The sequence below is a fragment of the Streptomyces sp. NPDC056883 genome (assembly GCF_042788835.1).
Lineage (GTDB): Bacteria > Actinomycetota > Actinomycetes > Streptomycetales > Streptomycetaceae > Streptomyces > Streptomyces stoeckheimensis.
This window is the reverse complement of record NZ_JBHUBS010000004.1, coordinates 288039-299820: the sequence shown is the minus strand read 5'-3', so window position 1 is coordinate 299820 and position 11782 is coordinate 288039. Positions and strand designations below refer to the sequence as shown.

Below are 11782 nucleotides of genomic sequence, written 5' to 3'. Positions count from 1 at the left end.
GCGGAAGGGGCCGCGAGCGGGTCCACCCGGATAGGCGACAGCCCTGCCGGAACCGCCCGGCAGGGCTGTCGTACGCACGGAGTTGACGCCTCCGCAGCCCCTTCCGATCGGCGGCGGACGGGGCCGCGGAGGCGCGGGAGGCGCCGCCCGGCCGCAGCGGGCGGCTCGGGCGGCGCCGGTTCTGGGGCCGCGCAGGCGGCGCGGGTCCGGCCTAGAGGTGGGCCGCGCCCGCCCCCGCCGCCGCGTTCTCGCCGCGCTTCGTGAAGCCGGCCACGACCGCGGCGAACACCGCGACCACGCCCGCGACGGTGAAGGCCGTGCTCATCCCTGACACGAACGTGTCGTGCGCGACCCCCGTGATGGTCGCCGCGAGCTGCTCCGGAGCGCCCGGCGGGACCGGGGCGATGCCGACCTGGATGCCCTTCTCCGCGAGGTCCGCCTGCTCCGGGGTGAGCGGCGGCAGGCCGGCTCCGGCCCAGTTGTCCTCGAAGACGCTGCCGACCTTGCTCGCCATGACCGCGCCGAGCACGGCGGTGCCCAGGCTGCCGCCGACCTGCATGGCGGCCTGCTGGAGCCCGCCGGCCACGCCCGAGAGCTCCAGCGGGGCGTTGCCCACGATGACCTCGGTGGCGCCGACCATGACGGGCGCGAGCCCGAGGCCCATCAGGGCGAACCAGAGCGACATGGTGAGGGTGGAGGTGCCCGGGGTCAGCTGGGACATCCCGAAGCAGGCGGCGGCGGTGGCGGCCATGCCGGCGACCAGCGGCAGCCGCGGGCCGACCTTGGTGATGGCCAGGCCCGCCAGCGGGGATCCGACGATCATCATGCCGGTCAGCGGCAGCAGGTGCAGGCCGCTGTCGACGGGGCTCATGCCGTGGACGTTCTGCAGGTAGAAGGTGACGAAGAACAGCCCGCCCATGAAGGCGAAGGCCATCAAGACCATCAGCACCGTGCCCGCGGACAGCGGCAGCGAGCGGAACATGCCGAGCGGGATCAGCGGCTCGGAGACGAAGTTCTCCCAGAGGGCGAAGGCCACGAAGCACACGAGGGAACCGCCGAGGAAGGCGAGGGTCTTGGTGTCGCCCCAGCCCCATTCCGAGGCCTTGATCAATGCCCAGATCAGCGAGAACATCCCGGCCGACAGCAGCAGGATGCCGGGGAGGTCGAAGGAGCGCGGGGCGTTCTCGGCCCGGTGGTCGACCAGGATGAACAGGCCGAAGGCGAGCGCGACGATGCCGACCGGCACGTTGATGAAGAAGACCGACTGCCAGCTCACGTTCTCGACGAGCAGGCCGCCGACGATCGGCCCGGCGGCGGTCGATGCGCCGATGACCATGCCCCAGATGCCGATGGCCATGTTGAGCTTCTCGGCCGGGAAGGTCGCCCGCAGCAGGCCCAGCGCGGCGGGCATCAGCAGCGCTCCGAAGACGCCCTGTGCGACGCGGAAGCCGATGACGAGCTCGACGCCGCCGGAGAGGCCGATGGCCGCCGAGGAGACGGCGAAACCGGCGATGCCGATGAGGAAGGTCTGGCGGTGGCCGAAGCGGTCGCCGAGCTTGCCCGCGGTGATGAGGGAGACCGCGAGGGCGAGCAGGTAGCCGTTGGTGATCCACTGGACGTCGGCGAGCGAGGCGCCGAGGTCCTTCTGGATGGCCGGGTTGGCGACGGCGACGATCGTGCCGTCGAGGGTGACCATCATGACGCCGATCGCGACGGCGAACAGGGTGAGCCACGGGTGGCCCCGAAGGCCCGTACGGGCCGGCGAGGGGCCCGGTTCCTTGGTGAGCGAGAGTGCGTCTCCGCCGTCGACGGTCATCTGACTAGTCATGCGAACAGGTTAGTGACAGCGACTGACACTTCACAGGCCGGTTCGCCAGACAGTCATTGTCAGGTCGGTCACAGGTACCCTGACCGCCGTGATGACCGATCAGCGGCCCGCGTCCGCACCGCCGGCCGGGCTGCGCGAGCGCAAGAAACAGCGCACGCGCGACGCACTGCTGCGTGCGGCCCTCCTCCTCTTCATCGCCCAGGGGTACGAGGAGACGACCGTCGACGAGATCGCCGACGCCGTGGACGTGTCCCAGCGCACCTTCTTCCGGTACTTCGCCAACAAGGAAGAGGTCGCCTTCGCCGTCCAGGACCTGGTCGAATCGCACTTCGTCGCGGCGCTGCACTCCCGCCCTCCCTCCGAGGGCCCCTTCGAGGCGATGCGTTCGGCCGTGCTCGCCGCCTGGGACACCGTCGAAGAGGCCATTTCGGACCTGGTCCCGCTCGACCTGTACATGCGCAGCTACCGGCTGATCGAGTCCACCCCGGCCCTGCTCGCCGTGCACCTGCGCCGCTCCACCGAGCTGGAGGAGCGGATCGCCCGGCTGATAGCCGAGCGCGAGGGACTGGACGTCGACGTCGATCCGCGCCCGCGGGTGGCCGTCGCCGCGTTCACGGGCGTGATGCGCGTCACCGGCCGGCTCTGGGGACAGGGCGAGGACACCAGCGTGGCCGCCATCCGGCGGATGACCGAGGTCTACCTCGACCAGATCGGCCCGGCGCTGGCCGCCGACTGGCGCCGACCCGTCTGACCGGCGCACTTTCCGCCCGGCCCGCCCGGCCGGGCGCAGGCCGGACGAACCCGGACGAAGCTCCCGTACGGGTCAGGGCGCCCGCGCACGCAGGTCCCGTACGGGAGCACCCGCAGGCGGGGCGTCCCACGGTCGGCGGTGACTCCCGTCACCCGGCGCGCAGGCACCCGCGACGGTCTCCTAGGCTGGGCGCAGTGAACCTGCCCGGCCCCGCCCACACCCCCTCCGCCGACGCCCCCGCGCGCCCGGCCGCCCTGCGCGCCCTGCTCGCGCTGGCGGTGGTCTTCCTGATGCTCGCGACCACGGGCTGGACGGCCGTCTACCGGTCCGCGAGCGAGGCGTCCCCGCGCGAGGCCGCGCTCGCCTCCTGGGCCGCGGCGCGCTTCCAAGGCCGGGCCCTGCCCGCCGCGGATGCGCCGGCACCTGTGGTGGCACGTTTCTTCGCGAGCCTCGACGGCGCCCAGCGCGCCCGGCTCACCGAGGGCCACCCTCTGGTGGTCGGCAACCTCGACGGCGTGCCGCCCGGCGTCCGCTACCGGGCCAACCGGATGGCGCTGAAGCAGGCCGTGCGGACCGAGGACGCCCGCGCGCACGACAGGACGCTGTCCCCCTCCGACCGCGCGACCGCCGCCCGGCGCGCCCACCGCTTCGAGTCCCTCGCCGAGCCCGGCCGGCAGATCCTCGTTTTCGACCCCACCGGCAGCGCCCTCGTCGCCGAGGTCTTCGGCGACCTCGGCGAGGCCCGCCGCGTATCGGTGATCGTCCCCGGCGTGGACACCGACGCGCTCACCTTCGAGCGCACGATGCGCCGGCTGACCGCCCCCGTCGGCATGGCCGAGTCCCTGTACGCGGCCGAGCGCACGGCCGCCCCGGGCAGCCGGACCGCGGTCATCGCCTGGGCCGGCTACACCGCCCCGACCGGCGTCGGCATGGACGCGGCGACCGGGCGACTGGCCGTGGACGGCGCGGCCAGGCTGCGCTCGCTGGCCTCCGCGCTGCCCGGGCGGGCGAGCGTGGCGCTGTTCTGCCACAGCTACGGTTCGGTGGTGTGCGGCGTGGCCGCCCACGAACTGCCGCCCCGGGTCACGGACATCGTGGTGGCGGGCAGCCCCGGAATGCGCGCCGCGAACGCCGCCGAGCTGGACACCTCGGCGCGGGTGTGGGCCATGCGGGACGCCGGCGACTGGATCGCCGACGTGCCCCACCTGGAGTTCGGCGGCCTGGGCCACGGCGCGGATCCGGTCTCCGAGGAGTTCGGCGCGCGGGTCCTGTCGGCGGCCGGAGCCAAGAGCCACACCGGCTACTTCGCGCCAGGAACCGAATCCCTGGACAACTTCGCCAAAATCGGAACCGGTGCGTTCGGTTCCACGGTGTGCGCCGCCGGGGACGACACGTGCCGACGCGGAACATCCGGGACGGACGGTCCCTGACCGCTCGGCCGACCCGAAATCGGACCTCACGGCAGGGGGACGCACGGGGGTGCGTCCCTTTACGATGTGCCGCATGGGTGACGTACTGGCCGGAAACCATGCCGTCTGGGAGTTCGAGCACACCACGAACTCGCTCATCATCCGCTTCGCACGGGGGATGCGAACGCCGAGACTCTGGCACGCCCTGGGGGAACGTCGGATTCCCCTGGAGGCGTTGTCCGGGGTGGGCCTGACCGAGGGACGGCGGGACACCCTGGTGCTGCACGCCCGCGTACGGGTGGGAGCGGACCCCCTGATGGAGGCCGCGGCGGGGCAGTTGAGAGAAGCCTGCGATCCGTACCGGCTGGTGCTGCCCGGTGGTGGCGCCGGGGCCGGCCGGGCGGCGGCCTTCGCCGAGGCCCTGCGCGAGCAGCTGGGTCCGGCCGGGCCGGCCGACCGGTTCCTCGTCTCCGTCCCGGAGCCCCCGGCCACGCTGAAGGCACACGACGCCCGGCTCGCCTTCGACGGCGGCGCCGTCACCTTCCGCTGGTCGCGCACCGGGGCCACCAGCGCCAAGTGGAAGGCGGGCGACCAGCGGTATCCGCTGGCCGCCCTGGCCGGGCTGGTCTGGCACTCCCCGGAACGGTCCGGCGGGCACCTGCGGTTGCTGCCCCGCGAGGGCGCCGGCGATCCGCGGCCGGACCACGATCTCGCCTCCGCGGTCTTCGGGGTGGGATACGGAGCCGTGCACGAGTCGCTGCCGTTCGCGGCGGCCGTGCTCGCCGCCCTGCGGGCGCGCAGCCCGGTCGCCGCCGCCGTGCCGCCGCAGCGATCCTGGGAGCGGATTCAGCATCTCGCCGAGCTGCACGATGCGGGGCTCCTCACGGATGCCGAGTACCGCGCCCTGCGGGACCGCTTCACGGCCGGAGCCTGACCCTGCGGGGCTGTCCCCTACCCGCCCTTCCACCGTTCCCCGGGGCTGCGCCCCGGACCCCCTGGGGCTCCGCCCCAGACCCCGCGCCTCAAACGCCGGCGAGGCTGGATTTTCCAGCCCCTCCGGCGTTTGAGGAGCGGGGGTCCGGGGGCTGGCCCCCGGCAACGGCGCCGCAGGCGGTCACACCTCGCGCGCCGCCGACGTGTGGGTCATGTCGGGGTAGCGGTCGCCCGCGACGCGGTCTGCGATCGGGTCCAGGAGGGACAACTCCGCGTCCGTCAGCGTGATGCGGGTCGCCGCCGTGTTCTCCGCGAGGCGCGAGGGCTTGCGGGTGCCCGGGATCGGGACCACCGTCAGGCCGTGCACCGCCGCCCGCTGCTGCACCCACGCCAGGGCGATCTGCGCCGGCGTGGCCCCGCGGGCCGCCGCGATCTCCCGTACGGGCGTCAGCAGCGCCCCGTTCGTCTTCGCGTTGTCCCCCGTGAACCGGGGCTGGTACTGCCGGAAGTCATCGGCCGTCAGCTCCGCCGAGGCGTCCGCGAACGCCCCGGTCAGGAAGCCGCGCCCGAGCGGGGAGTACGGCACGAAGGCCACGCCCAGCTCCGCCGCCGCGCCCACCGCGCTGCGCTCCACGTCCCGGCTGAACAGCGACCACTCCGACTGGAGCGCGGCGATCGGGTGCACCGCGTGCGCCTCGCGCAGCTCGGCGCCGGTCACCTCGCTGAGCCCCAGGTGGCGCACCTTGCCCTCCTGCACCAACTCCGCCATCGCGCCCACCGACTCGGCGAGCGGAACGGCCGGATCGCGCCGGTGCATGTAGTAGAGGTCGATCACGTCGGTGCCCAGCCTGCGCAGGCTGTCCTCCACCGCGCCGCGGATGTAGGCGCGGTCGTTGCGGACCCCCCGGTACAGCGGGTCGTCCGTCCGCTCGATGGCGAACTTCGTGGCGAGGGTGATCCGGTCGCGGTGCGCGGCCACGAACGGCGCGAGGAACTCCTCGTTGGCGCCCCGCCCGTAGACGTCGGCGGTGTCGAAGAGGGTGACCCCGGCCTCCAGCGCGGCATCCAGCGTCTGCCGGGCGGCCGCCTCGTCGGTGTCCCCGTAGAACTCGCTCATGCCCATGCATCCGAGCCCCTGGACGCCCACCAGCGGGCCGCCCCCGCCCAGTTCGACCTGCTCGATCCCTGCCGTGTTCCCGGTCATGTCCGGTCTGCCTCTCCCGCGACGGCTTCCGCGGTGGCGGTGCACATCGCATACGTATCGATCTTGTAGTCCAGCACGGCGAGCGCATCGGTCAGTTCCGCGATCCGCGTCCGCACCTCGTCGCGCGTGCGCTCCAGCAGTTCGCGCCGGTCGTCGGCGGTGTGCGGGCCCTCACGGACGAGTTCTGCGTACCGGACCATGTCCGCCACCGACATTCCGGTGGTGCGCAACTTGCCGACGAAGCCCAGCCAGTCGAGGTCCTTGTCGGTGAACCGCCGCTGCCCCGAGTGCGAACGATCCACGTGCGGCATGAGGCCGATCCGCTCGTACCAGCGCAAGGTGTGCTGGGTCAGACCGGTCCGCGCCTCGACCTCGCTGATCGTGTACCGCGTCTGCGTCTGCAGGGGGGTCTGGGTCAGGCTCATGGCTCCACGCTAAATCCTTGGAGTGCACTCCAAGCAAGTACCCTCGGCCGCATGGAGAGCTTGCAGAGTCTGCGCATCATCGAGAACTGGCCGGTTCCGACCGCCGCCGCGGCCGTCGTCCACGCCGGCGGGACCGTGCTCGGCTCCCACGGCCCGGTGGACCACCGCTTCCCGCTGGCCTCCGTCACCAAGCCGCTCGCCGCCTACGCCGCCCTCGTCGCCTACGAGGAGGGCGCGATCGAGCTGGACGAGCCGGCCGGGCCCGAGGGCTCCACCGTGCGCCACCTGCTCGCCCACACCAGCGGCCTGGCCTTCGACGAGCACCGGGTGACGGCTCCTCCCGGGCAGCGCCGGCTGTACTCGAACGCCGGTTTCGAGGAACTCGGCGACCACATCGCGAAGGCCACCGGGATCCCCTTCGCCGCGTATCTGGCCGAGGCCGTCTTCGAGCCGCTGGGCATGGCGTCGAGCAGCCTGGAGGGCTCCCCGGCCAAGGACGGCGTCTCCACCGTCTCCGACCTCCTGCGCTTCGCCGCCGAGCTCCAGCAGCCCCGGCTGCTGGACGTGCGCACCGTCGCGGAGGCCACCGCGGTGGTCCACCCCGGGCTCAAGGGCGTGCTGCCCGGCTACGGCCACCAGTCCCCCAACGACTGGGGTCTCGGCCTGGAGATCCGCGACGGGAAGGCCCCGCACTGGACGGGCGCCGGTTCCTCGCCGCGCACCTTCGGGCACTTCGGGCAGGCCGGGACCTTCCTGTGGGTGGATCCGGACGCGCGCGCCGCCTGCGTGGCGCTGACGGACCGCGCCTTCGGGCCGTGGGCGGTCGAGGCCTGGCCGCCGTTCACCGACGCGGTGCTCGCCGAGCTCAGGACCCGCTGAGTCCTACGGGAACTCCCAGATCAGCACCTCGGCCGGGGATCCGGCGATCAGCTCCAGTTCCGGCTCGCCGGTGATCCGCGCCGAGTCCCCCGGCCCGAGCTCCGCGCCGTCCAGCCGCAGGTCTCCCCGTACGACGTGCAGGTAGACCCGCCCGGCGGCCGGTACGGCCACCCGCTCGCCCGCGCCCGGACGCCGGACGTGCAGGACGGCCCCGGCCGCGGGCACGGCGTAGGGCGTGCCGTCGGCGATCCCCCGGACCAGCGTGTACGAGGGCTCCCCGGCCGGATCGGCCGGGGCCAGCCACATCTGGACGAAGCGCAGCGGTGCGGAGCCGTCGTTGCGTTCCACGTGCCGGGTCCCGGACGCCGCGGCGAGGTGCTGGACGTCCCCGGGCCGCACCAGGGTGGCCGCGCCCGTGGCGTCGCGGTGGGTGAGCTCGCCCTCGGCCACCCAGGTGACGATCTCGGTGTGGCTGTGGGGGTGCTCGTCGAAGCCCGCACCCGGGGCGAGGCTCTCCTCGTTGCACGCCATGACCGGGCCGAACCGCAGGTTGTCGGGGTCGTAGTGCGGGCCGAAGGAGAAGGCGTGCCGGGTGGTGATCCCCGTGGCCGGACCGCCCGCCGCAACGTCGGCGTCCGCTCCCTCGTACCGGTCGGCGCCTCGGCGTACATCAATCATGGGGGCCACCGTAGCCCCCGGGGCGCGGCCCGGGACGGGACCGGACTCCGCGCAGCCGTCCCGATAAGGCAGTCTTGTCACGTGCCCCAACCCGAACGTGAGCATTCACCCGCGGTCCACCCCGCGCATCCGGCTCCGCCCCATCCGCACTCCGCGACGCTGCGCCGGCTGGAGAAGTCCTCCGGCCGGCTCGCCGCGAACGCCATCGCGCGCATGGACGAGACGCTGTCGTGGTACCGGGCGATGCCGCCGGAGAACCGGTCCTGGATCGGCCTGGTCGCCCAGGCCGGCATCGCCGCGTTCACCGAGTGGTTCCGGCATCCGGAGACCCCCCAGGCGATCTCCACCGACGTCTTCGGGACGGCTCCGCGCGAGCTGACCCGGGCGATCACGCTGCGCCAGACGGTCGAGATGGTGCGCACCACGATCGAGGTCATGGAGACCGCGATCGACGAGGTCGCGGCGCCCGGCGACGAGTCGATCCTGCGCGAGGCCCTGCTCGTGTACGCCCGGGAGATCGCCTTCGCGACCGCCCAGGTGTACGCCCAGGCCGCCGAGGCGCGCGGGGCGTGGGACGCCCGGCTGGAGTCCCTCGTGGTCAACGCGGTGCTGTCCGGGGAGGCCGACGAGGGCGCGCTGTCCCGGGCCGCGGCCCTCGGCTGGAACTCCCCCGAGCACGTGTGCGTGGTGCTGGGCACGGCTCCGGAGGGCGACAGCGAGCTGACGGTCGAGGCGATCCGGCGGGCCGCCCGCCACCACAAGCTGCAGGTCCTCACGGGTGTGCTGGGCGACCGGCTCGTGGTCATCGCGGGTGGCAGCGACAATCCGATGCAGGTGGCGAAGTCGCTGATCGGGCCGTTCGCGGCGGGTGCGGTGGTCGCCGGACCGGTGGTCCCGGACCTGCTGAACGCCACGAAGTCGGCGCAGGCCGCCGCGGCCGGGCTCAAGGCCTGTACGGCCTGGCAGGACGCGCCGAGGCCGGTGCTCGCGGACGATCTCCTGCCCGAACGCGCGATCGCCTCCGACCCTGCGGCCCGCGAGCAGTTGGTGGAGGAGATCTACAGACCGCTCGAAGAGGCCGGCTCGGCGCTGCTGGAGACGCTGAGTGTCTACCTGGAGCAGGCGAGCAGCCTCGAAGGTGCCGCCCGGATGCTGTTCGTGCACCCCAACACCGTGCGCTACCGGCTCCGACGTGTGACAGACGTCACCGGCTGGTCGCCCTCGGATGTCCGCTCCGCGTTCACGCTGCGGATCGCCCTGATCCTCGGGCGTCTGGCCGACGGCGATCTTCAGTCCTAAGCTTTTGTCGGACATCAACAATTACCCCGATGGTTCTTCGTCCCTGTCCCCACGGGCGGCGCGGACCGAACACAAGAGAGAGTGTGAGGGTGCTCGTACTCGTCGCTCCCGGCCAAGGCGCACAGACGCCCGGCTTCCTGACTCCCTGGCTCGAACTGCCCGGTGCCGCTGACCGCGTCGCCGGCTGGTCGGATGCCCTCGGGCTCGACCTTGCCCACTACGGCACGAAGGCCGACGCGGACGAGATCCGCGACACGGCCGTTGCACAGCCCCTGCTGGTGGCCGCCGGCCTGCTCGCCGCGGCCGAGCTGACCTCCAAGGTCGGCCCGGGCTCCTTCGGCGCCGTGGCGGGCCACAGCGTCGGCGAGATCACCGCCGCCGCGTACGCCGGGGTGCTGTCCGACAAGGACGCGCTGTCCTTCGTACGCACCCGCGGACTCGCCATGGCCGAGGCCGCGGCGATCACCGCGACGGGCATGGCCGCCGTCCTCGGCGGAGACCTCGACGTCGTCGTCGCGCACCTGGAGAAGCTGGGTCTGACCCCGGCCAACGTCAACGGCGCGGGCCAGATCGTGGCCGCGGGGACGATGGAGCAGATCGCGGCCCTGGAGGCCGAGAAGCCCGAAGGTTCCCTGAAGGTCGTCGCCCTCAAGGTCGCGGGCGCCTTCCACACGCACCACATGGCTCCGGCGGTCGCCGGTCTGGAGGAGGCCGCTGCGGCCCTCTCCCCGGCCGACCCGGCGCTGACGTACGTATCGAACAAGGATGGTCAGGTCGTGACCACGGGCGCCGATGTCGTCGCCCGGCTGGTGGGCCAGGTGGCCAACCCGGTCCGCTGGGACCTGTGCATGGAGACGTTCGCCGCTCTGGGCGTCACCGGGATCGTCGAACTGTCCCCCGGTGGCACCCTGACGGGTCTGGCCAAGCGCGCGCTGAAGGGCGTACCGAGCGTGGCGCTGAAGACCCCGGACGATCTCGACAAGGCCGCGACGCTCGTCTCCGAGCACGCGGTCTGAGAGAAGGAGCCCACTCAGCATGTCGAAGATCAAGCCTGCCAAGGGCTCCCCGTACGCCCGCATCCTCGGTGTCGGCGGCTACCGTCCGGTCCGTGTGGTGCCGAACGAGGTCATCCTCGAGACCATCGACTCCTCCGACGAGTGGATCCGTTCCCGCTCCGGTATCGCGACGCGGCACTGGGCCTCCCCGCAGGAGACCGTCGCCGCGATGTCGGTGGAGGCCTCGGGCAAGGCCCTGGCCGCCGCCGGGATCGCTCCGGAGAAGATCGGCGCCGTGATCGTCTCGACGGTGTCGCACTTCAAGCAGACCCCGGCCGTGGCGACCGAGATCGCGCACCGCATCGGCGCGAACAAGCCCGCCGCCTTCGACATCTCCGCCGGCTGCGCCGGGTTCGGCTACGGGCTGACCCTGGCCAAGGGCCTCGTGGTGGAGGGTTCCGCGGAGTACGTCCTCGTCATCGGCGTGGAGCGGCTCTCGGACCTGACCGACCTGGAGGACCGCGCGACGGCCTTCCTCTTCGGTGACGGCGCGGGCGCCGTGGTCGTCGGCCCCTCGGACGAGCCGGCCATCGGCCCCACGGTGTGGGGTTCTGAGGGCGACAAGTCGGAGACCATCAAGCAGACCGTGCCGTGGGACGAGTACCTCGGCAAGGACGGCGGCGAAAAGTTTCCCGCCATCACGCAGGAGGGCCAGGCGGTCTTCCGCTGGGCCGTCTTCGAGATGGCCAAGGTGGCCCAGCAGGCGCTCGACGCAGCCGGGATCACCGCCGATGACCTGGACGTCTTCATTCCGCACCAGGCGAACATGCGGATCATCGACTCGATGGTGAAGACTCTGAAGCTGCCGGAGCACGTCACGGTCGCCCGTGACATCGAAACCACCGGCAACACCTCGGCCGCCTCGATTCCGCTCGCAATGGAGCGGCTCCTGGCGACCGGTGCGGCGAAGAGCGGCGACACCGCGCTCGTCATCGGCTTCGGGGCGGGGCTCGTCTACGCCGCCACGGTCGTTACCCTCCCCTAGGGCCCGGGATCCACATCCCGTGTTCCGTTTGACCCCCAGCTAGCTATAGAAGGAGCGCCATCATGGCCTTCACCCAGGAAGAAATCGTCGAAGGTCTCGCGGAGATCGTCAACGAGATCGCCGGCATCCCGACCGAGGACGTCCAGCTCGAGAAGTCCTTCACCGACGACCTGGACGTCGACTCGCTGTCCATGGTCGAGGTCGTCGTCGCCGCCGAAGAGCGCTTCGAGGTGAAGATCCCGGACGAGGACGTCAAGGGTCTGAAGACCGTCGGCGACGCCGCGAGCTACATCCTCAAGCACCAGGCCTGAGCCTGACGAGCGTTTGTCGCCACCT

12 protein-coding genes are annotated in these 11782 nt (G+C 72.4%); 8 read left to right on the top strand and 4 right to left on the bottom strand.

Going from position 1 to position 11782, the window contains the following annotated elements; genetic code table 11:
• Positions 1 to 211: 211 nt before the first annotated feature.
• The gene (locus tag ACFRU2_RS13255) at positions 212 to 1699 is read right to left on the bottom strand and encodes an MFS transporter (protein WP_382971896.1); all 1488 of its coding nucleotides are present in this window, start codon (positions 1697 to 1699) and stop codon (positions 212 to 214) included.
• A gap of 220 nt (positions 1700 to 1919) precedes the next feature.
• Between ACFRU2_RS13255 and ACFRU2_RS13250 the strand changes: the two genes are divergently transcribed.
• From ACFRU2_RS13250 to ACFRU2_RS13240, 3 genes are all read left to right on the top strand, one after another.
• On the top strand, positions 1920 to 2579 hold the full coding sequence (locus ACFRU2_RS13250; RefSeq protein WP_382971894.1) for a TetR family transcriptional regulator: 660 nt from the start codon (positions 1920 to 1922) through the stop codon (positions 2577 to 2579).
• 290 nt (positions 2580 to 2869) lie between these two features.
• Positions 2870 to 4009 (top strand): alpha/beta hydrolase, encoded by a 1140-nt coding sequence (locus tag ACFRU2_RS13245; protein ID WP_382971892.1) that lies wholly within the window; start codon positions 2870 to 2872, stop codon positions 4007 to 4009.
• A gap of 73 nt (positions 4010 to 4082) precedes the next feature.
• Positions 4083 to 4922, top strand: a complete 840-nt coding sequence (locus tag ACFRU2_RS13240; RefSeq protein ID WP_382971472.1) for a DUF4429 domain-containing protein — start codon at positions 4083 to 4085, stop codon at positions 4920 to 4922.
• A 180-nt stretch (positions 4923 to 5102) separates the two neighbouring features.
• On the opposite strand, the gene ACFRU2_RS13235 is transcribed toward ACFRU2_RS13240, so the two are convergent.
• Positions 5103 to 6125, bottom strand: a complete 1023-nt coding sequence (locus tag ACFRU2_RS13235) for an aldo/keto reductase (protein WP_382971470.1) — start codon at positions 6123 to 6125, stop codon at positions 5103 to 5105.
• Positions 6122 to 6550 (bottom strand): MerR family transcriptional regulator, encoded by a 429-nt coding sequence (locus ACFRU2_RS13230; protein WP_382971468.1) that lies wholly within the window; start codon positions 6548 to 6550, stop codon positions 6122 to 6124. The genes ACFRU2_RS13235 and ACFRU2_RS13230 overlap by 4 nt, the downstream gene beginning before the upstream one ends.
• A gap of 51 nt (positions 6551 to 6601) precedes the next feature.
• Here ACFRU2_RS13230 and ACFRU2_RS13225 point away from each other — a divergent pair, with 51 nt between their 5' ends.
• Positions 6602 to 7429, top strand: a complete 828-nt coding sequence (locus ACFRU2_RS13225; RefSeq protein ID WP_382971466.1) for a serine hydrolase domain-containing protein — start codon at positions 6602 to 6604, stop codon at positions 7427 to 7429.
• A 3-nt stretch (positions 7430 to 7432) separates the two neighbouring features.
• On the opposite strand, the gene ACFRU2_RS13220 is transcribed toward ACFRU2_RS13225, so the two are convergent.
• Positions 7433 to 8107 carry a pirin family protein gene (locus ACFRU2_RS13220; protein ID WP_382971464.1) on the bottom strand — a complete coding sequence of 225 codons (675 nt, stop codon included), beginning with the start codon at positions 8105 to 8107 and terminating at the stop codon, positions 7433 to 7435.
• A gap of 81 nt (positions 8108 to 8188) precedes the next feature.
• Here ACFRU2_RS13220 and ACFRU2_RS13215 point away from each other — a divergent pair, with 81 nt between their 5' ends.
• The 4 genes from ACFRU2_RS13215 to ACFRU2_RS13200 all read left to right on the top strand — a co-directional run bounded on the left by ACFRU2_RS13215 (position 8189) and on the right by ACFRU2_RS13200 (position 11757).
• Positions 8189 to 9406 (top strand): PucR family transcriptional regulator, encoded by a 1218-nt coding sequence (locus ACFRU2_RS13215; RefSeq protein WP_382971462.1) that lies wholly within the window; start codon positions 8189 to 8191, stop codon positions 9404 to 9406.
• A gap of 89 nt (positions 9407 to 9495) precedes the next feature.
• Complete coding sequence (locus ACFRU2_RS13210; RefSeq protein ID WP_382971460.1) at positions 9496 to 10422, top strand: ACP S-malonyltransferase; 927 nt, start codon at positions 9496 to 9498, stop codon at positions 10420 to 10422.
• A 19-nt stretch (positions 10423 to 10441) separates the two neighbouring features.
• Entirely contained in the window at positions 10442 to 11446 is a 1005-nt protein-coding gene (locus ACFRU2_RS13205) for a ketoacyl-ACP synthase III (protein WP_382971459.1), read from the top strand.
• Positions 11447 to 11508: 62 nt separating this feature from the next.
• Positions 11509 to 11757, top strand: coding sequence for an acyl carrier protein (locus ACFRU2_RS13200; RefSeq protein ID WP_243329395.1), 249 nt, complete (start codon positions 11509 to 11511; stop codon positions 11755 to 11757).
• Positions 11758 to 11782 lie beyond the last annotated feature (25 nt).